Raw genomic sequence first — 20,974 nt, forward strand, 5'->3', positions numbered from 1 at the left:
AACTATTCCTCTTCATCTGATTCATCAGCATGAGCTGAAGCCTCAAACATCTCAATATTGGCTAATTGTCCAAACCAGAAATCTGAACTGACCATCTTAAACTGACGTGATAAGCCTTCACTTGTAACAGATTCTAACTGCCATAATATGCCAGTTGCTTCTGGAAATTGTGTGCCGGTAATTTGATCTTCAAACAATCGATGTAATAACACATCGGGAGATAACCCTGATGCTAAAAGACGTACCATAGATGCATGCAACGACTGATCAAATATGCTTAAATCGTCTGCATCTGTTGCGGTCACATTAACCGTAAACTCAACGCCGGTAGGCTCAGCAAAGACACCATTAAAAGCTTCTCTCAATAATGCATAAGCACTAAAAAAGCCTTCATGAAGCAAGCAATCAGAATATTCTTCCCACATCCTGTCACCAATCATGTCATTACTTAACTGGTCAATTTTACCTTCTGCTAATTCAGTGAATAAATGAGTTAAGACAATTTTAGCGGCTTCGGTGGCCTCTAAATCATTTAAAGACATCATGCACATTTCTCTAAGTTCAGACTCCTCCATATCATCTAAGCCATCATTTAAGCCCATAATAGCCATCAATTGAAGGTAATCTTTATTTGACCAGGCGTTAGAGATCTTGTTGATTTTACGAAAAGAACCAATTTGAACATTAAATTGTGCTGTCATGGAAACTCCTTCAGGTGAGCATCAAAAATTGACGCACATTAGCCAAACTAAAGCCCTGCATGTAAGAGCGCAACAATAGATCGATTTAAAAACAAAAAATGTGAGATAATAATTTACCGATAAAAACCTAAGATACTGATAGTAAATGCTTTGTTTTATATAAATAACACATTAAGCGTTATATTAAACTTTGTTTATATGGTATTAATTTAGTTAACAATTAAACATCATATTGTGAGTTATTTCTTTGGATTAAATATGAAACAGCCAGAAAGTACGTAATTGTTAGCGATGACAATTAGATGAAAAATGAACATTATCAATGAGCAACTGACCTACCCGAACCAGATTTATCACTGCTACGCTTGCCTTTAATGGATCATCCCAACAGTTAGCGTCGTTATGCTCAGCTCAATTTGAAGTCGCCATCATAATTATCTGAACTCTGAATAGGCAAATGTGAACCTTAGTCGCTATAAAGCAATAATACTCAGGCTTTACAATGATCTCATAAGCCAGCAATAAGCATCAGGAGCGTATTTAAGCTTCAGACAACGTCTTACCTTCAACAGATATTCCACTCGGCAGCAACTCATGTGACTCAAAGTCGAGCACCTCCCAATCTTATATAACATATCGAGCGTGACACTCAGCTTTAGTCTTTCAAAACAACCGATATAGTTACATTCAATCTCAACACACAATACAAATTCACCTTGAGATAGCCCTACCTTTTGATGACATGAGTCAACAGATAACCACCCGAATCACCAGTCTAAGTAGCTTTTTAAATACATGGCATAGAACTCTGTTTATTTAAACATACATCCATAATCAAAAAAGCCATGCCAATGCCTAATGTATAAAGCCTGCATAAAAACATAACAAATTGAATTAACGATATTTATATAACAAAAATGCAGTTACGGGAATAATCAGAGCCTAAGTTACCAAAGTGTAAACCGCAAGTTTACATTTAGAGTAATTTATGTTGCCGACTGTGTAATGGTATGATAGGTTAACTGCATGACACAGAAGCGAGCGTTATCTGTTCAATAATTAAAAACGTTAACGACATCAGAAACAGTTGAACATGAAATTAAAACTATAAAACTCAGAGAGGGAAGTATGAACACCATCCACAGAACATTTAGTCGCACTGCGTTGTCGGTATGTATTGCTGCTTTACTTAGTCCAGCAGTTTTGGCAGTAGAAGGCGTTAAGGAAGTTGAACAAACCCCAAAAAATGTTGAACGTATTGCTGTTACTGGTTCAAACATTTTTAAAGGTAGCGCTAACACTTCATCATCCGCCCCTATTACCGAAGTGGGTAAAGAGATGATTGAAGGTATAGCAGCAATTTCTATTGGGGATGTGCTCAACAATATACCTTCGGTAACTTCCGCGATAAATGGGTCAAGTGATAACGTTTCTCTTGGTGGTGCAGGCAGTAATGTCGGCGTGTCAACAACATCACTTCGTAATTTGGGTTCTGCACGAACTTTAGTCTTAGTTAACGGTCGTCGTTATGTATCTGGTGTTTCTGCAAACACGGGATATGGTGTTGATTTAAATTCAATTCCAACCGCAATTATAGAACGCGTTGATGTATTAACGGGCGGTCAATCCGCAATTTACGGTTCCGATGCGATTGCTGGTGTGATTAACATCATCACAAAAAAGAATTTTGATGGCGCAGAAATAAACGCTTTTGCAGCAGAATCCAGCGAAGGTGGCGCAGAAAGACAAAATTTTGATTTTACCTATGGCAAAAACTTTGACTCTGGTAATGCTTGGATTTCCGCCGGTTATGCTAATCAAGAGGTATTGAATTCTTCTGAAAGAGACTTTTCTCGATATGAAATGAGATTTGTTGATACCAACGGCGATGGCATTAGAGATACGATTGCAAGGCGAGATGGACCTGGTCATGTGGATGGCGCTTTATTGGGTTATGGCGATTTAAAAATCTTTGGTAATGGCGATCAATTTAATGCAAACCAACCCTTACTGGACAGTAATTATCAGCCAACTAGTGACTCAGACTGGGACAATCAACATTCTAATCGTACATTAGTCTTGCCATATCAACGCTTTAATATTGCTTCTGGAGTCACTTTCGACATTTCTGAGAAATCAACATTAGAGGTTGAATTAAACTATGCACAAACACAGGCTCGGGTTGATTTAGAAGAAGCACCAATCGATGTTGTCAATAATGTCTTCAGAAAAGGCAATGGCGGCACAACCGGTATCGACGTCGCCACGAGCCCATACTTTGTCGGTAGTAGCGCAGGACAGCAACTTTTAGCTGTGATGGGAGATAACACCTCTCTTGATGGTGTAACCACCAATAGGCGTACTTTTGAATTTGGCAATCGTCTCACAGAAAACCAACGCGATACTTTCCGCGTGGCAGGTAACTATACCTACTACTTAGACAATGGTATGGATTGGCAAACAGGCGCAACGTACGGCATAACTTCACAAACACAACAGAACAGTGGTGACTTCAGCATACCTAATTTGCAACAAGCACTCACTATCGAAGAAGACGGCAATGGTGGATACCAATGTGCTGATGTTATCGCCAGGACTTATGGCTGTGTACCAGTGAATCCATTTGGAACGACTGATAGTTTGGCTGGTCAAGCTGGTATCACTGGTTTTTCCGATGAAGCAATGAAGTATCTTGCAGTTAACACAGGGCAAACAGGTAAAGTTGAACAGTTTGTGGTGAACAGTGTTATGTCTGGTGAATTAGATTTTGCTATCGGAGATGACAACATAGGCTTTGCTGCTGGTGTTGAATACCGAAAAGAATCCGCCGTTGAAAACCCTGATAGTTTCCGTCAACTAGGCATCACCCGTGAAGGCCCTGTTCAACCAATCGACGGCAGCTTTGACGTTGCGGAAGTTTTTGGTGAGCTTTACGTCCCTGTTACAGATTGGCTTAACCTAAGTCTTGCCGCTCGATTCGGTGATTATTCAACAATAGGTACTACTTCAACTTACCGTTTAGGTATCGATGCACCTATCCATGAGATGTTCCGAATTCGCGCGAGCCAGTCGAGCTCAGTTAGAGCACCGAATATCAATGACATATTCTCTACGGGAACAACCAGTGTTGCAAACCCAACGATAGATGTCTGTAATGGTGCCTCCAAGACAGGCACATCTAATATCGACGTGAATTGCACTTCTATCTCGGCAATTTCAAATCGAATGGATACAGATCCAGACGGCCAATATATATTAGTGGGTTCAGAGACAAATAATACCTTAGTGTCTCAAAGTGGTTCACCTAACTTAAAAGCAGAAACGGCAGACTCATTAACATTAGGTTTTGTAATGACTCCGCTAGACAACCTCTCGATTTCGGTGGATTACTACGGTATCGAAATTGAAGATGGTATTACGACCATCACTCCCGATACTATGGTTAAACGTTGTTATGATGTCGATCCATCACAATTTGATAAGACCTGTGATGGCCGAATCGTGAGAGATGTGCAAGATGGTCCGATTCTAAATATTTATTCGACATCAATAAATGCTAATACTATTTCAACCAGTGGCGTTGATTTGGAAGTAGCATATTCACTGGATAACCTGACAGTAAACTTTATTGCTAACTACCTAGCCGAATATGAAATAGATACTCTTACAGGTAAAATTGACAATTTAGGAACGACATTATTCCCTGAATATCGCTACACTATGAATGCCTCATATAACATCACAGATGATTTTAACCTGTTTGCCCAGATGACATATCGTGCTGAAACTAAAGGTGTTCTAGGAGAAACGACCTTATCGGATGATCTTAACACTATGGATGCTGTTTACTATGTAGATGTTCGAGCAAGCTACCAAATTAATGATGCGGTAAATGTGTATATTGGTTCGAATAACTTACTCGATCAACAACCAGATATCCAAGCAACAAGTTCAGCAGTTGGTACCAATACAACACCTCAAGCTTATGATGTTATTGGTCGCCAACTCTTCGCCGGTGTTAAGTTGACATTCTAATAACTAAAACGGCATGCAGCATATTTTATAAAGCATGCCTTACACGCAATTTGAGAGCCTTAAAACCTAATCAGTGCTGATTAGGTTTTATTTTTAATAACCACTAAGGAGGGGATGTTGAAGCTTATTAACTTACTAAATTTGTTAATAGCATCATTATTGTTAACAGTTGATGCTAATGCTGCAGATAAAATGACCCATTATCCCCAACAAAATGATTCATCATTCGACAACACGCCACAGATTTCATGGATAAAGGCTGGTCAGCTACCCGTACCCGATGGCTTTTCTGAATCGATTGGTATTTCTGGAGCCTATAGCGGTTTTTTAGGTAATTACCTCATTGTCGCAGGCGGCGCCAATTTCCCTAATGGCCACCCATTTTTTGAACAGGGGGAAAAAGAATTCTATTCGGATATTTTTGTCTTCGATACTACAAATAAATTCGCTAACTTGGTTGCACATGGCCACTTACCTATCAAAGCAGGGCATGGAGCAACCTTAGTCGTCGATAACAGCCTTTATCTTGTTGGAGGTAAAAATAATCAACAAGCCTTCGATTCCATTATAAAATTAACTTTAGATTCAGATTATAAACTGACCACTGAATTGATCGATCATTTACCTTTCACATGGCATTCAGGTGGCGCTGCTTGGCAAGATGGCGACTTGTATATCTTTGCTGGAGAGCAAAATGGCAAAGTAAACAATCGTGTCTGTCAGTACTCTCTCGTCAGTAAGTCATGCATTAATAGTGAGAATATTCCTGCTGTTCCTGGTGCTGATCGTTCAGATTTTCCAGCGATCAATCATAAAGGTCAGTTTTACATTTTCGGCGGTTTGAGTTTTTTGACTGATAACGCTGTGCTAACTGATGCCTATGCTTTTGATTTTAAAAAGTCGCATTGGACAACATTAGCGCCTATCACTTTGGACAAACAGCCTTTTTCGGTAACCGGTGGTGGTGTGGCTACCATTAATGATGATCAATTAGTATTACTGGGTGGTGTAAATCGCGCTATTTTTAATGATGCTATCTATCAATTGACCACACAAAAAAATGAAGGTTTGACGGCTTTTAAACAATATTACTTCAGCTTGAGTGAACAAGAGATCAATTTTAGTCGTCGCCAGATTATTTATAATATCGACAAAGATGATTGGTCTGCACTGACTAATAACGTGCCATTTACTGGCGGAGCTGGACCACTCACTATCACTCAGCAAGGAAATAAAATCTATTGGATTTCAGGTGAGATTAAACCCGTAGTACGAAGCCCCAACATCTATCAAGGTACAGTCTTATAACCCAATAACATGGCGATAAGCTAAATGTATAGGGTGAAACTCTGAATGTATTCTGCTCCGACTATCTATACTTTACTCAGCCTAAAATCAGGTTGTCATTACTGTTAGCCCCCAAGCACTGATCAAATGTCGAACACTAGCATTACTGATCAAGGACAGATATTTGGAGTGCCCTATTAGCGCGTTTATGGCGTGAACGACTACACAGATATCGTGTAACTACACAATGATTCAATCGGAATTATCTATGAAGCAACTAGCAGTACTTTATTGAAATGTCGAGCTAGCTAACATTTAGCCGCTATAACAAGGTGTTTAATTCCACAAATAAAGAATGGTTAGCAATAAAACAACCGATAAGTCTTTTACCCATTAGCCGCGCTGGGATGACGAACTAGCCTAAAGCCACAATTTCCTCTGCAATTAATTGCTGTATTTGCTGCCACTGCGTCTCAACCCAATGACCATTATGAGGTAGCATCGAAAAATGATCGGCGGTGGGTAACATAATTTGCCTCACTCTAGCTCGAGTTTGTTCACAAAATTGCGCTACTTGTGAAACGTTTACGCAAGTATCTCGCCCACCATGTACCACAGTTAACACCATTTGCGGGTGGCATAAACGACTCGGATTACAGGCAAGGTATCGATCAGGGTGGCAGTCTGGCGTCCCGCCCATCAGTCGATATATTTGCTCTGGTTGGTCTATATCGTTCACTGACACTAAGTCTAAAATACCCGCAATAGTCACCACTCTTTGTATTTTCAAAGGATCGTTATAATAAAGCTCACTGTCAGCGGCTATACCTTCTCTTGATGCTGCCCAAGTCGCCAAGTGCCCACCAGCAGAGTGGCCAATGATCAAAACTCGTCTTAAATCTAAGCTTTCGCTATGCTGGATATGACGCAGATAATCAATGGCATCAGCAACGTCCTTAAAGGTTGTAGGCCAAGGCGCATTGATATTTTCACCTTCGGTATTCATGCGCCGGTATTCTACATTCCATATCGCAACCTCAAAGGTTTGCAAGTAATCAACGATGGCGCGAGTGGCATAAGTCTCAAGGCTGTGATTATCTTTCCAATAGCCACCATGAACCACAATGACCACTGGCGTATTGTTTGCGTGGGTCGGCGTATAAAGATGTGCAAACTGCTGACCTTCACTCCCATAACTGACCGTCTTTTTCTGATGAGTGTTCATAGGCAGGTACTCTAAAAGATACTAACTATCGCTATGGTACAATAGGTACACCACAAGCTCAACGCTTTTAGATATCAAACTAAACTGCATCTTTATGATTAAAAATTAATCATAAAGATAATTTCATATACATTCCTTAACACATTGGTACAATAGCCAGATAGGTGATACATAATCGCTCGCGTACTAAAGGAATTCCCAATGCCAATTACGATTAAACGTCCTGTTGAACGAAAAAAGCTATCAGAAACAGTTGAAGAAGAATTGGAAATGATGATACGTCAAGGTGAAATAGCCGAAGGAGATGCGCTTCCCTCTGAGAGAGAGCTCATGGCTGCGTTTGGTGTTGGTAGGCCTTCTATTCGTGATGCGCTATCTGCACTAGCCCGCAAAGGCTTGGTTAAAATTAGTAGCGGTGAAAGAACCCGCGTCACTAGACCTTCTCCAGATGCCATTATTTCTGAATTGTCAGGCATGTCGAAAGACTTTTTATCACAGCCAAACGGTTTACAGTACTTTGATCAATTAAGAAGTTTTTTTGAATCAAGCTTAGTACGTCATGCTGCTGAATTTGCAACAAGTGAGCAAATTCAGGAGTTAGAAAAGGCGGTTGAGCTAAACGGCAAAGCGATAAATAATGAAAACCAATTTAAAAAGACCGATATTTACTTTCACCGAGTCATCGCGTCAATTCCCGGTAACCCTATTTTTTTAGCTATACATCAAGCCCTTGTCGATTGGGTAATAGATGCACGTCCTGCAAAAACTAATGTGCAAGAACTCAACGCTAGAAGCCACCAAGATCACGTTGAAATTTTAGCCTGCATTAAAAATCGTGATGTGGAAGGTGCGGATAAAAAGCTGACACAACATATACAATATGTATTCGACAAATATTACGCTGAGTAATAGAGCGTCATAACTAAAACAGCACAACTGAGAAAAGCTATCGATAGATAGCTTTTTTGCTAACTGCAGCGCAATAACATCACTTCAATAGCGGTTCGCTAAAAATTCTCAAATCGAATGGTATATTTTCATAGCATTAGCCTAAAACAGGTGGTATAACAGGTATACAGTAAAACAACACTATTTGAGTACATATGATTAACAAGATATTAAAGTCAGCGTTTACTTTGATGTTGATGATGCCGTTGCTAACCCATGCTCAAACATCAATCCAGTGGCAGGAATTAAACACGACTTCAATAGACAAAGTTAACATTAATCACGGTGCGTTTATCGACCATCAAGGTACTGGTCTAGTGATATCATCAGGTATAGTAGATTTAACTGCTAAACCATATCTCTTTATCGCAGAGCAGGTAACAGACAGCAGCGTTGAATCAGAAGCAATATATCTCGTTGATGGTAGTAATGTTATTGTGACGAACTTGTCGGCAGAACAAGGTAATAGATCTTTTGCCGCGGCAACCAGTTTCCTTGGTGCCACCCTTGTAACCGGGGGTATAGCCAAACAAAAAACGACAAATTTAGTCAATCTCATTATATGGCGCCCTGAATCGAAAACACTTTATAGCTATCCACTGCCAGTATTACCTAGCACAGCAAAATCCCCATCAGCAGTCGTCATTAACAATATCCTCTATGTGTTAACCGGTTCAGATGCGAACAACCAATTCTTTGCTTTGGATCTCAATGGGCTGATAAACGCAGAAGGGAAATTATCTTATAGTAAACGTACTCTTGACCATTTTATCGATAGTAACTCATGGCAGCGCTTACCTTCATTGCCTTTAGCCAATCAAAATATGCCTTACCAAAATGGGATTAAATTGGCAGTTCAAAATGATGGTACTGGAGCCAAAATATTTGCCATAGGTGGTTATCAACTTGCACATGACAAGCTCAATCCAGCTGAATATCTCAACTCACAAGAAAAGGTTTTCGCTTTAACTAGACATTGGAAATTTGATCCCAATACTAAAAACGCTGAAAATCAGTGGCAAAATCTTGGCGATATCTCTGTTGCCAAGCAAAAACTTAATCAACGAATTAATAGCCTAAGTTCTATTGGTCAATCACATATCTTAGCGTTTACCGATCAAGGCAATACCTTATCATTTAATGCCATTACTAATAGTTGGACACATTACTTAACCAACAATATCGATAAAACCCAGGTTATCAATGGCGCTAAAACGACTGAATATATTAGTGAAAATGTCACAACATCTGACGGGGTCATCTACTCATTAAATCGCAGCAATAATAATCCTAGCGCATTACGACTATGGCAAGCATCACTCAAACAGCCGGAAAAGAATTTTGGTTTAGTTAATATGACCGTTTTAGTGGTGTATTTAATTTGTGTGGTATTGCTCGGACTGTTTTTTGTCTTCAAAAACAGAAATACCGATGATTATTTCCGTGGGGGTCAATCTATCCCTTGGTGGGCAGCAGCCTGCTCAATATATGCCACTATGTTAAGCTCATTAACTTACGTCGCACTGCCTGCTGTCGTTTACCAAAGTAACTGGGTATTACTTATTGGCATATGGATGATTGTTGCTGTTGCGCCTCTGGCCATTTATGTTGCTATGCCCTTTTTTCGCCAAATTGACGCCACTAGCGCTTACGAATATCTATCAAAACGTTTCAATATGAGTGTAAGGCTATTTGCTAGTGGCTTATTTACCCTATTTCATGTGGGTCGAATGGGTATAGTTATGGCATTAACAGCATTATCCCTCTCGGCAGTAACGCCACTATCAGCTAGTGACAGTGTGTTGATTATGGGCGTCTTATGTTTGATTTATTGCACCATGGGTGGCATTGAAGCTGTCATTTGGACTGACACCTTACAAACCGTTGTGTTAATTCTTGGTGCGATAGCCTGCTTTATCATCATAGTTACAGGTTTAGATGGCGGCTTAACTGACTTTATAAACATTGGCTTACGTGATGATAAATTTACTATGGTCAATGCTGATTTCAGTTTAGATAGCATAACAACACTGTCTATATGGGTGATTGTTATTGGTGGTATTGGCCAAAATTTATCGAGCTACACTGCCGATCAAGCCGTAGTACAACGCTATATGGTGACAAAAAATCCGAGTGATGCCAGAAAATCAATTTGGGCAAATGCAATAATTGCAGCCCCAGGAGCATTATTATTCTTCTGTATTGGTACCGCGCTATACGCCTTTTATCAAACACATCCAGAAAAATTAGACCCTACCATCCAGATTGATCAAATATTTCCCACCTTTATTGCGACTGAACTGCCAATTGGTGTTGCGGGTCTGATTGTTGCGGGAATTTTTGCGGCCGCCCAATCAACAGTATCGACCAGTATGAACTCTATCGCGACGACGTTAGTAACTGACTTCATAAGGCCTTTTAATTTAGTGAAAACTGAAAAAGGTTATATGAGTGCTGCGCGCTGGCTAACTTTTATCATGGGCATACTCGGCACACTTGCTGGACTGATCTTTATCGATCCAGAAATCCGCTCACTTATGGAAGCTTATTTTAAAGTGATCGGCATGTTTATGGGCGCATTGGGTGGTCTATTTGTATTAGGCGCCTTAACCAAAAAAGCCAACTCGTTTGGCGCGATAACAGGTATTTTAGCCGGTGTATCCACCATGATATCTGCATGGCAGTTTGGCTGGGCCGACGGTTACCTATATGCAACCATAGGCATAATGTCATGTTTAGTCGTTGGCTATATTGCCAGTTTATTAACACAAACGTCCAAGACAACGAACAAAGACTTGACTGGGCTAACCTTATATACCATGCATCCAACCCCTATTAAATCGTGATTAATATTCAAATAGCCTTTAGGAAATAAGTATGACAATAGTAAATAAAATTTTAGAAAAACAACTATTAACTTTATTAAAACAGTCGTTAATTGTCTCTTGCCAACCGGTTGATCACGGCCCTATGGATAAGGTTGAGCATGTTGTTGCTATGGCGTTGGCCGCCGTAGATGGCGGCGCAAAAGGGTTAAGAATCGAAGGCGTCGAAAATGTTAAAGCTGTAGCCAAGGCAACCAGCACACCGATCGTTGGCATTATTAAAAGGGATTTAATAGATAGTCCAGTTCGCATTACCCCGTTTATTGAAGATGTAAAAGCCTTGGCACAAGCCGGAGCCAGTATTATCGCGTTTGACGGTACACAAAGACAAAGACCAGTACCAATGTTAGCGCTACTTGAAGCTATTCATAATGCAGGCTGTATTGCCATGGCAGATTGCGCAGACTATGAAACTGGCCTCATGCTGGCACAACATGGCTGCACTTTTATTGGCAGTACCATGTCTGGTTATACCGATTTGAATCCCCCGCCCCATGATCCCGATTATGCCCTCGTCGCTCATTGGGTTAGCAAAGGGTTAAATGTTATCGCAGAAGGTCGCTATCACTCTCCAGAAAGAGCAGCTAAAGCGATTAAACTAGGCGCCTTTTCTGTCACTGTCGGCTCGGCAATCACCCGCGTAGAACATATTACCAAATGGTTCGCTACTAGCATCACAGAGGCGTTGCCTTCAATGGAAACAGCAATATGATCATCGCAATCGATATTGGTGGTACAAAAATATCTGCCGCACTGATGGATAATAATGAAATCATTGAATCAAAAAAGACTGATTCGATTATTCATCACAATCTCGATAATTTAGCGAGTTATGTGGTTCATTTATGCCAAGACTGGATTGAAAAAGCACATATAGTCGCCGTAGCCTGCACCGGACAAGTTGGTAAACATCAAGTTAACTTTCTGTCAGCCAAACAAGCCCTACCCTTACAGCAGCAGCTCAAGGCAGGATTTGGGCTGCCCGTAGTCATTTTAAATGATGCTGCAGCGGCTGCATGGGCAGAATATTGTTTAGGTCCCAAAAGACAAGACAGCACCTTAGTTTATATTACGGTGTCGACCGGAATTGGCGGCGGCATTATCCAAAATGGTCAGTTGGTCACTGCTAGTGATGGTTTTTGTGCACATATCGGTCATATGTCAGTTAATTGCCCCACGGCTCTTAGTGTTCAATGCCATTGTGGCCGAATCAATTGCGTCGAAGCTATTTCATCGGGCACATCAATCGCCAGGCAAGCATCAACAATTTTAAAGACTGCTGTTAGCTGCAAAAACGTGTTCGAACAGCATCTGTCTCACCCAGAAATAACCACGCTACTGGACCAATGTGCTGATGCGCTCGTTGATTTAATTGCGAATATTAAGGCTCTTACAGGTACGACTGTGGTTGTCTTAGGAGGAAGCGTCGGGGGGGCATCAGCTTTTAAAGAAAGAGTGGCAGCTAAAATAGCCAAGTTACCGATGATATATCAGGTTAGCTTGGTCTCGCCTATAACAGGAGAGCATGCGGATCTTATCGGCGCAGCCATGTATGCTCAAACGATGAATGACTTCAATGATGTTACTCAATAGCCGCGACTGAAATGCTATTTTATTGGAACAAACATGCAAATTATTATTTTAGATAATCCCGACCAAGTTGCAACTCATGCTGAACAATGGGTTACAGAAGTTATTAAACAAAAATCAACTCCAGTTTTAGGCCTAGCCACAGGCACCACCCCTATTCAACTTTATAAACGGCTAGTACAACGCCATCAAACAGCACAGTTAAGCTTTGCTAATGTCACGACATTTAACCTTGATGAGTACCATAATATTGCCGCAGATAATGCACAAAGCTACCGCAAGTTTATGAAAGATAATTTATTTGATCATATAGACATTGACCAAAATAAAACATTTTTACCTATCTGTCAGCAAGATCAAAACCCACGTATTCAAGGCCTTGCTTACGAGAAAAAAATTCGCAATGCGGGTGGAATTGATTTGCAAATATTAGGCATAGGCGCAAACGGACATATCGGCTTTAATGAACCGACTTCGAGCTTAGCATCTCGCACAAGAATTAAAACCTTAACCAAGCAAACGTTACAAGATAACAGCCGCTTATTTGATAAAGATGAATACCAACCTACGATGGCGATGACAATGGGCATTGCCACCATTCTTGACGCTCGTTATGTGTTACTGATGGCGACAGGAACAAATAAAGCAGCAGCAGTAAAGCAAATGATCATGGGACCTGTAACCGCTATGTGTCCCGCATCCGCTTTACAAATGCATGAAAATGCGATCATTCTGCTAGACAAAGAGGCTGCATGTGAATTAAGCGATCAAGAGTATTTTATTTGGGCAAACCAAGAACACCAAAAAATTAATCAAGCCTATGGACTATTCATCTAGATAACTTATTTATAGTTCACCCATAGTTCATTAATATTTAGTCGACTAAATATTAATGAACTTGGCTATACAGGCACATGTTTTCATAGCAAAGCACATCTAATCTCTCATCACATACCAAATAAATACCAAGCTCTCCACTAATTGCCACTCGGAATCTATAGATCGCTCAATTGGACCTGCAAGGTAATATTAAGCAAACCCTGTTCGCCATGATGAACTGTCTACAGAGCACATCACTGAACAGTAATTATTACCGCCCAGATTTACCTACCCGACTATCTTGCATAAAAAAACCACCAATAATATATTGATGGTTAGATATGACGCACTAACAACAACTTCACTTTAAAAACACTACAATATAAAAATCTTCGCGTTCAAACTTTTTTATATATTCCTAAAACCTCATGCTAAATAATTAATATTATCTTCTAATACCAAAAAGATAATTATTATTAGTTATTTTTGTCATGCGGCATGTGTTCCATAAAGCCAGCCGCTGTCATTTTAGCAACAACATCCTCTTTCTCTTGGTTAGAAAGCGCACTAATTGGCAAGCGAGGATCACCAACATCGATACCATGTAACAACATAGCAGCTTTACCGGCAGCAACTCCCCCGTATTGTACCAGTGGACGAATGAGAGCAATAACCTTATCCATGAGGGCAGCGACAGCCAGCTGATCACCCTTGTTAAAAGCAGCAATAATATCCAAATAGAGTGGCGCAGCATAATTATAGGTACTTCCTACTGCACCTATCGCGCCAACAGCAAGGCCACCCGGGAGAAACTCATCAATCCCAAATGGAATATCAAATTTACCATCACACACTCGTACACATCGTTGATACTCATAAAGATCAACATGGTTAAACTTAATACCAGCCAAGTTTGGAATCACCTTATCAGCTTTGATAAGAAACTGTTCCATATCAAACATCACCCCAGACATACCTGAATGGTAATAATAAAATGCTTTTGTCGGTGCTGCTGCTGCAATAGTGGCACAGTAATCAACAAGGCTATCAAGAGAACTCGGTTTGAAAAAACAAGGCGCAATAATCGAAGTGCCAAAAATATCGAGGGTTTCAGCATGTCTTGTTAATTCAAGTGTATCTACAATGGATAAGGCACCAGTATGAACTGTAATACTGAGCTTTCCTTGTGATGCCAAAACCCAACGCTCAACAATCGCTTTACGTTCAGCAACAGAACAGTTAAGGCCTTCACCTGTTGTGCCACAAATATAAACACCTTTCACGCCTTGACGAATAAGAAGTTCAGCAATGCGATCGATGACAGGAAGATTAACTTCACCGTTGCTATCAAATGGCGTATGAGGGGCGGAAATTAATCCAGTCAGTTTTTGCATTATAAATCTCCATAAATTTAAAATATTTTTTTGCCGCCAATCCAGGTGTGGCTAACGTGCAAGGCAGAGTTATTACCGCATTCAAGCACGGTAAAATCTGCATTAGCACCTATGGCAAATTGCTGTATGTTGTCATTTATTCCAAGAAAATTAGCAGGGTATATACTCGCCATTCTTAGCGCCTCCTCAAGAGGTATATCAAGCATCACTTGAGCATTATTGACTGCCGTGATCATATCTAATGCTGAACCCGCTAATTGACCTGTTTGGCTCATCAACTTATCGCCTTCAAGCACAATTTTATGACCATCGAAGTCAAACGCCTTTTGGCTACTGCCAATGGTTGACATGGCATCAGTGACTAACATCATTTTGCCAGAGCATTTAAGCCTATTTGCCAACTTTGCCGTTGCCGGATGAACATGATGACCATCAAGTATCAGCCCACACCAACTGTATTTATCAAGCAATGCTGCACCGACCATATTCGGCTCACGAGATGTCAATGGTGACATCGCATTAAATAAATGAGTAAAACCAACTGCCCCTGCAGCTAGTGCTGCTTGGGTTAATTCAAAACTGGCATTAGAGTGGCCTAAGCACACTTTTACATTGTGCTGAGTTAATCGCTGTATTTGCTCACCTGTCACACGCTCAGGTGCCAAGGTGACCACTTTTATTCCTAAATCATCGCGACAATAAATCGCTAATTCCTGCTCACTTAGGGGCCTAATATGCTGGCTGCTATGTATGCCTTTCTTGGGCTCACTGATATGCGGTCCCTCAAAATGTACACCTATAACACCATGGATCTCTTGCTTGATTGCTAGTGCGATAGTATTAGCGGCAGCACTTATAGTTTCAAGATTACTAGTGATCAGCGTCGGTAATAATCCTGTGGTCCCATACTTGCTATGTGCCTCAACCATTGCTTTAAGCGTTGATAAACTCGTGTCATGGTTAAATAAAAAACCTCCTCCACCGTTGACCTGTACATCAATAAAACCCGGAGTTAGTAAGCCTGAAACCTTAATAACCTTGGCGTTATTAACCACATCAAAAGCGATAACCTTGCCATTTTCAAAACTTATCGGTTGGTTATTAGTGATGTTTTTTCCATCAAATACTTGTTCGGCAATTACAGTTGTTATCATGACTTCTCGACTTTACGTTGCTTCATACAAAGTGTTTTGCGAACTCAACAAGGCTTTTAAAAAGTAGCCCTACTATTGGCAGAATAAATCACAGGTACACCATCAACCTGTTATACCAATATACCTTTTGATTTATTTTTGTCAAAATAAAAAATCTATCAGCAACTAAGCCGCATGATGAAGCTGTTTGAAAAGCAGTAAGTTGAGCAACAGTTAAATGTCTAAAATCCTTCCCTTACCAGTTACTTGATTAGAAAAATATATTTTTTAAAAATCTTACGTAAACATTGCTGTTAGATGTTCATAGAGATACTTCTGCTTTGGCCATGAACGATTTTCATTCGATATTAATGAGATATTTACCATCCAACTCATCAGAAAAATCCAAAAGCTGGATTGCATTACACCACTTCAAGTGGTGTAATAGGTATACCTACAGCGTAATCTGCTTATTAAGGCTAATATTTAATGGAATATATTATTGGTGCGTATGCCGCAGCACCTTCGACCCAGCAATGGGATCAAGAATTAGAAGCGAGTTACTACCAGGGGCTAAAATTACAAAGTAATATCATTGGCTTAGAACACCCCTTTGTGGGAAAGCTGCATCCTTATGATGATGAATGGTTTCTTAAGAATATTGATGAGAATTGGCAATTCATTTTTACATCAATTCCAGGGGTGATGAGGCAGATTGCTAAAAACCCGCATTTTGGCATAGCCTCCACCAATGAAACAGGTAGACAAGCTGCACTGGCTTTTTACCAACAAGCACAGCAAGCTATATTTAAATTAAACAATCACTTAAAAAGAGAGGCTGTAAGCTTTTTAAAAATACATACAGCACCAAAGATAACTGAAAACACACAATCATCTATTCAAGCTTTGCAAACATCACTTGAAGCCATGCAATCATGGAACTGGTACGGCGCAAAACTCGTCATTGAACATTGCGATGCACATATCGCAGGGCAAGAAGCTGAAAAGGGCTTCATGCTATTACAAGATGAAATGACGGCGATTACGCACGTTAACAGTAAACTGAATAGTGATATTGGTGTCAGTATCAATTGGGGGCGTTCAGCTATTGAAACACGTAATACCGATGGCCCCTTGCAACATACTAAACAAGCTTATCTCAGCGGCTTGTTAAAAGGGATCATCTTTTCTGGTACCTCAGATATAGACGGCCCTTATGGGCAATGGAAAGACACTCACATGCCTCCAGCACAAGCCGTATACATTCCCAGCTTTGCAGAAAACTCTTTATTAACGATGGAGCAAATAGAAAAAACCATGCAACAGTGTGATTACAAGCAACTGAAGTTTATTGGTGGAAAAATTTCATTAAGCCCAAATGAGGCAAATGTTGACCAACGAATTTCTTATTTAAAAAGCATAACAACATTGCTCGATCACGTACTCGAAATAAAATCATGAGCAATCTATCAATCATTTTGGCCAGCCAAATATAATCTATATGAGATATGCCACATGTATTTCTGATTAAAAATTTACTTTAATGGTTTGTATAGTGCATTTTACCCATTCTAGCGCTTAGTATTTGAGTGCATTGCGCAACATAGTGACAAGTAAATGTTTAACTCAGTTTATACCGGAAATGGTGTATAAATAGATAACATGTCAATTTACCGACTAAAGAATGCAATGGCTTGCTAACGTATTAAAGTGATGAACTTATCACTGTCACCTTAAATTATAGGCATAAAAAAGCCCCGTTCGATTAAGAACAGGGCTTTAAATAATGGTACCTGAGGTCGGACTCGAACCGACACGCCGCGAAGCAGGGGATTTTGAATCCCCCATGTATACCAATTTCATCACTCAGGCAAAGACTTGTAAGCTGTATTTAGCTTTGCAAAAAAATCTGCTTTACGCAAATATCTTTGCAAAACTAACCACTCAATTAATCAACTTATGTTGTCACAATTGAGTGTTGGCGATTATACCTTTGCATTTAATAATCGCAAGTACTTTACCTATTATTTCTATAAAAAACACTCAATTGCTCAAAAGTCATTCATAGTGCCAAATAACAATGGCTGATGGTTTTTGTGAGCTAATTAGCAGTTTCACACAAATATAACATTATCACTGCTGAAGATTGATCAAGATCAGTATCACGACAGAGTTTTGACTTTATGATGATCATGATTTCACATTCCAGAGGATAAATATCATGGCATTTTGGTTAGATTTAATGTTTGGTAACGCAATAGGATTACTATCGATGACTGTAATCTTTTGTACCTTTGGAATAATGTCTTATCTAATGTGGATGTTTATTGTGAAGTCTGCACCTACTAAGTGAGTCTCTAACTAGGCTAAGTATTTTACTGCTTATTATTTCATGATCAATATGGATTCTTCCTTGCGAATCATACATTGGCGATAAAACACATGGAGTGTTTTTATGTCAAGTTGGGGGCTATATGGCCCCCATTTTTTTATCTATACCAATCAAATACTGCACAAAATATTAAATTAAGCGGCATGCTTGCGTGATTGAACCAAGCCATTAATAAAATGTGGACGTGTTTTGATTAGATAGGTCATTTCCTCAGCACTCGGCTCACCTGCTGGTAAACGTAATACATCGCGATTTAAATAATTTCGCGCCGGCATCGATATCTTGTATTCTGCCGTTGGTCCTTGAATCGCATAGTGGCGCTCATTTCCAAGCATCTCAAGTATACTGCTATGAACTAGATTTTTAACTGCTAACTCATTTTGCGGCAGGGTTAAAATAGTCTGTCCCTGTAAAAAGAATTCGCGTAACAAGGCTCGTTCTGCCGGATCGAGTAGTTTCACTTTTGCTTCGATGGTTTCTACTGTGCGTTTTTGGCGAAAAAACACAATAGACTCATCAACCACAAAGGCAAAAATTTGACTTAAAAAATACGCGACTCCCATTATTAATCCTAAGCCAATAAACTGACCATATTGATTGACTAGGTGATCTAACGATAAAAACGCCAGTAAATCTTTAGGCGCAAACAGTAAACTAGTACATGTTACAATAACCCATGTCATAGCACTTACGAATAAACGTTTGCTATTAAACAACTTTATTGAACCTACTTTTATTTTCATCATAGCTTACCCGCAGTGTCAGATTTTTGATCATACTGACTTAAAGCAAAATATATGCCATAAAAAAACATCACTAACATTATCTTTATTCACACCATTTCAATTCCATATTAGGACATTCAAGCTATGCTTGAATAAAATTCAGAAAGTTGGAATTAACACTAGCGCAACAAGCTGTAAGCTCGTATTTTATATGTCACTCATCATTGGTAATTAATCACATTGAAGAAAATATGCTGATATTCATACGTCAATTGCTCCAGAGCCCTATTGCCCGAAAGTTAACACTGTCTATCGTGGTGTTTAGCTCTTTGATTACGATTGTGACGACAGCTTATCAGCTCATAAGTGATTATCAGGAGGATGTGAATAGAATTGATCGCGTATTTTCAAGTATAGAAGCGGTAAATTTAGAAGTATTAGCATCCAGTGTTTGGGTAATAGACGAAGACTTAATTAACACTCAACTCTATGGTTTAAGCCAATTACCTGACATTAAATATATTTCTATCCGTGATGACAGTAATCAAGAATGGCATTTTGGTGAGTATCAGAAAACGGCCGTTATCGAAAAGCAATTTCCGTTGATTTATACCAACAATGAAAATATTCCTGTTGGGACCCTTACAGTACAAGCCGATCTCAATGCCATTTATGATCGTCTGTATAATAAAACAATACTGATTTTACTGTCCAACGCGATCAAAACCTTCTTCGTTGCAGGTTTTATTTTGTTTTTGGTCTGGTTCAATGTCACCAAACATCTGCGCCAATTAAGCCAATATTGTGATGAAATTAGCTTAGACAATCCCTTTACGCCCTTAAATTTTAACCGTAAGCCACAACGTGATGAGTTCAGTTTAGTCGCCGAAGCCGTCAATACAATGCAGCAACAAATTCGAGGATCTTATCAAGATCTGCAGCAATCAAAAGTCGATTTAATGCATGCCGTTGAAGATCGAGATCGCTTACTATTATTAGAGCGTAGTTATAAAGATGAACTTGCTCGCCAAGTAAAAGAGCAAACCAGAGAACTTGAACAATCACTGCAAATGTTAAAACGAACACAACAAGTGCTGATAGAAAAAGAGAAAATGGCCGCATTAGGAGGATTAGTTTCCGGCGTCGCCCATGAAATTAATACCCCGATAGGTATTTGTTTAACGGCTGCAAGTTCACAATTGGCTTATGTAGAAGATCTGATCAAGCTTATCCATAGTGATCATGCCACATTAGAACAAATCAATGGGATTTTAGAGCAATACCAAAAAAGCAGTCAGTTAATTGTGAGTAATATCACTCGTGCCAGTTATTTAATCCAGCAGTTTAAATCTATTGCGGCAGAACAAAGCCAAGAAAAATACACTCTATTTAATCTTAATCACCAATTACGCGATATTACCGACTCAACCATAATGATATTTTCGCCGCAAAAGGTTGAGATAACCGTCAATATTGATGAGCAATTGCAGGTTTACACTAATGCCAGCCTACTCTCCCAAGCTATTAATAACGTGATATCAAATGCATTTTTACATGCATTTAAAGATACCTCACAAGCGAAGATCTGCATTAATGTTATAACTAAACCTGACACTATTGATATCGAAATTCAAAATAATGGCGCGCTTATTCCAAGTGACATTGCTGAGCATATATTTGAACCCTTCTTTACCACCGCTCGCCACAAAGGTGGCGTCGGCTTAGGGCTCGCAGCTGCATTTAATGCAATTACGCAGATAAAAGGCAGTATTCGCTATGTTGCTATGTCACCCCTTGGAGGACCTATGTTCGTGATAAGCGTGCCGCGATAACATCAGCA

At 39.7% G+C, this 20,974-nt stretch carries 15 protein-coding genes and 1 tRNA gene; 10 read left to right on the top strand and 6 right to left on the bottom strand.

Going from position 1 to position 20,974, the window contains the following annotated elements; genetic code table 11:
• Positions 1-2: 2 nt before the first annotated feature.
• Positions 3-701 (bottom strand): hypothetical protein, encoded by a 699-nt coding sequence (locus tag H5164_RS09045; protein ID WP_182755712.1) that lies wholly within the window; start codon positions 699-701, stop codon positions 3-5.
• Between the two features lie 1,128 nt (positions 702-1,829).
• Here H5164_RS09045 and H5164_RS09050 point away from each other — a divergent pair.
• Entirely contained in the window at positions 1,830-4,736 is a 2,907-nt protein-coding gene (locus H5164_RS09050; protein ID WP_182698401.1) for a TonB-dependent receptor domain-containing protein, read from the top strand.
• 114 nt (positions 4,737-4,850) lie between these two features.
• Complete coding sequence (locus H5164_RS09055; protein ID WP_182698402.1) at positions 4,851-6,044, top strand: cyclically-permuted mutarotase family protein; 1,194 nt, start codon at positions 4,851-4,853, stop codon at positions 6,042-6,044.
• 394 nt (positions 6,045-6,438) lie between these two features.
• Here the strand turns inward: H5164_RS09055 and H5164_RS09060 are convergent, their stop codons facing one another.
• Positions 6,439-7,248, bottom strand: a complete 810-nt coding sequence (locus tag H5164_RS09060) for an alpha/beta hydrolase (RefSeq protein WP_182698403.1) — start codon at positions 7,246-7,248, stop codon at positions 6,439-6,441.
• Between the two features lie 201 nt (positions 7,249-7,449).
• On the opposite strand from H5164_RS09060, the gene H5164_RS09065 reads away from it, so the two are divergent.
• The 5 genes from H5164_RS09065 (at position 7,450) to nagB (ending at position 13,508) form a co-directional block, all read left to right on the top strand.
• The gene (locus tag H5164_RS09065) at positions 7,450-8,157 is read left to right on the top strand and encodes a transcriptional regulator NanR (protein ID WP_182698404.1); all 708 of its coding nucleotides are present in this window, start codon (positions 7,450-7,452) and stop codon (positions 8,155-8,157) included.
• A gap of 194 nt (positions 8,158-8,351) precedes the next feature.
• Positions 8,352-11,042, top strand: coding sequence for a sodium:solute symporter (locus H5164_RS09070; RefSeq protein ID WP_182755714.1), 2,691 nt, complete (start codon positions 8,352-8,354; stop codon positions 11,040-11,042).
• Between the two features lie 31 nt (positions 11,043-11,073).
• A complete protein-coding gene (locus tag H5164_RS09075) occupies positions 11,074-11,793 on the top strand; it encodes an N-acetylmannosamine-6-phosphate 2-epimerase (RefSeq protein ID WP_182755716.1) in 720 nt (239 codons plus the stop codon).
• On the top strand, positions 11,790-12,674 hold the full coding sequence (locus H5164_RS09080; RefSeq protein WP_182755718.1) for an ROK family protein: 885 nt from the start codon (positions 11,790-11,792) through the stop codon (positions 12,672-12,674). Before H5164_RS09075 ends, H5164_RS09080 begins: the two co-directional genes overlap by 4 nt.
• Positions 12,675-12,707: 33 nt before the next feature.
• Positions 12,708-13,508, top strand: a complete 801-nt coding sequence (gene nagB, locus H5164_RS09085; RefSeq protein ID WP_182741782.1) for a glucosamine-6-phosphate deaminase — start codon at positions 12,708-12,710, stop codon at positions 13,506-13,508.
• A 458-nt stretch (positions 13,509-13,966) separates the two neighbouring features.
• Here nagB and H5164_RS09090 read toward each other — a convergent pair whose 3' ends face one another.
• Positions 13,967-14,884, bottom strand: a complete 918-nt coding sequence (locus H5164_RS09090) for a dihydrodipicolinate synthase family protein (RefSeq protein ID WP_182698409.1) — start codon at positions 14,882-14,884, stop codon at positions 13,967-13,969.
• Between the two features lie 17 nt (positions 14,885-14,901).
• Positions 14,902-16,038, bottom strand: coding sequence for an N-acetylglucosamine-6-phosphate deacetylase (gene nagA / locus H5164_RS09095; protein WP_182755720.1), 1,137 nt, complete (start codon positions 16,036-16,038; stop codon positions 14,902-14,904).
• 468 nt (positions 16,039-16,506) lie between these two features.
• Between nagA and H5164_RS09100 the strand changes: the two genes are divergently transcribed.
• The gene (locus H5164_RS09100; RefSeq protein ID WP_182755723.1) at positions 16,507-17,478 is read left to right on the top strand and encodes a DUF4862 family protein; all 972 of its coding nucleotides are present in this window, start codon (positions 16,507-16,509) and stop codon (positions 17,476-17,478) included.
• 326 nt (positions 17,479-17,804) lie between these two features.
• Here H5164_RS09100 and H5164_RS09105 read toward each other — a convergent pair.
• Positions 17,805-17,889 (bottom strand) — tRNA-Leu (locus tag H5164_RS09105).
• A gap of 349 nt (positions 17,890-18,238) precedes the next feature.
• On the opposite strand from H5164_RS09105, the gene H5164_RS09110 reads away from it, so the two are divergent.
• Entirely contained in the window at positions 18,239-18,370 is a 132-nt protein-coding gene (locus H5164_RS09110) for a DUF3149 domain-containing protein (RefSeq protein WP_011635995.1), read from the top strand.
• 173 nt (positions 18,371-18,543) lie between these two features.
• Here the strand turns inward: H5164_RS09110 and H5164_RS09115 are convergent, their stop codons facing one another.
• The gene (locus H5164_RS09115; RefSeq protein WP_182755724.1) at positions 18,544-19,155 is read right to left on the bottom strand and encodes a superinfection exclusion B family protein; all 612 of its coding nucleotides are present in this window, start codon (positions 19,153-19,155) and stop codon (positions 18,544-18,546) included.
• 230 nt (positions 19,156-19,385) lie between these two features.
• Between H5164_RS09115 and H5164_RS09120 the strand changes: the two genes are divergently transcribed.
• A complete protein-coding gene (locus tag H5164_RS09120; protein WP_124017284.1) occupies positions 19,386-20,966 on the top strand; it encodes an ATP-binding protein in 1,581 nt (526 codons plus the stop codon).
• Positions 20,967-20,974: the final 8 nt, after the last annotated feature.

It is taken from the genome of Shewanella sp. SG41-3 (assembly GCF_014164545.1).
Lineage (GTDB): Bacteria > Pseudomonadota > Gammaproteobacteria > Enterobacterales > Shewanellaceae > Shewanella > Shewanella vesiculosa.

Excerpts from the sequence above, each read along its gene's own strand:
- H5164_RS09080 (WP_182755718.1), top strand. The coding sequence starts at position 11,790 with ATGATCATCGCAATCGATATTGGTGGTACAAAAATATCTGCCGCACTG.
- H5164_RS09110 (WP_011635995.1), top strand. The coding sequence starts at position 18,239 with ATGGCATTTTGGTTAGATTTAATGTTTGGTAACGCAATAGGATTACTA.
- H5164_RS09045 (WP_182755712.1), bottom strand. The coding sequence starts at position 701 with ATGACAGCACAATTTAATGTTCAAATTGGTTCTTTTCGTAAAATCAAC.
- nagB (WP_182741782.1), top strand. The coding sequence starts at position 12,708 with ATGCAAATTATTATTTTAGATAATCCCGACCAAGTTGCAACTCATGCT.
- nagA (WP_182755720.1), bottom strand. The coding sequence starts at position 16,038 with ATGATAACAACTGTAATTGCCGAACAAGTATTTGATGGAAAAAACATC.
- H5164_RS09060 (WP_182698403.1), bottom strand. The coding sequence starts at position 7,248 with ATGAACACTCATCAGAAAAAGACGGTCAGTTATGGGAGTGAAGGTCAG.
- H5164_RS09100 (WP_182755723.1), top strand. The coding sequence starts at position 16,507 with ATGGAATATATTATTGGTGCGTATGCCGCAGCACCTTCGACCCAGCAA.
- H5164_RS09055 (WP_182698402.1), top strand. The coding sequence starts at position 4,851 with ATGTTGAAGCTTATTAACTTACTAAATTTGTTAATAGCATCATTATTG.
- H5164_RS09090 (WP_182698409.1), bottom strand. The coding sequence starts at position 14,884 with ATGCAAAAACTGACTGGATTAATTTCCGCCCCTCATACGCCATTTGAT.
- H5164_RS09065 (WP_182698404.1), top strand. The coding sequence starts at position 7,450 with ATGCCAATTACGATTAAACGTCCTGTTGAACGAAAAAAGCTATCAGAA.
- H5164_RS09120 (WP_124017284.1), top strand. The coding sequence starts at position 19,386 with ATGCTGATATTCATACGTCAATTGCTCCAGAGCCCTATTGCCCGAAAG.
- H5164_RS09050 (WP_182698401.1), top strand. The coding sequence starts at position 1,830 with ATGAACACCATCCACAGAACATTTAGTCGCACTGCGTTGTCGGTATGT.
- H5164_RS09115 (WP_182755724.1), bottom strand. The coding sequence starts at position 19,155 with ATGATGAAAATAAAAGTAGGTTCAATAAAGTTGTTTAATAGCAAACGT.
- H5164_RS09070 (WP_182755714.1), top strand. The coding sequence starts at position 8,352 with ATGATTAACAAGATATTAAAGTCAGCGTTTACTTTGATGTTGATGATG.
- H5164_RS09075 (WP_182755716.1), top strand. The coding sequence starts at position 11,074 with ATGACAATAGTAAATAAAATTTTAGAAAAACAACTATTAACTTTATTA.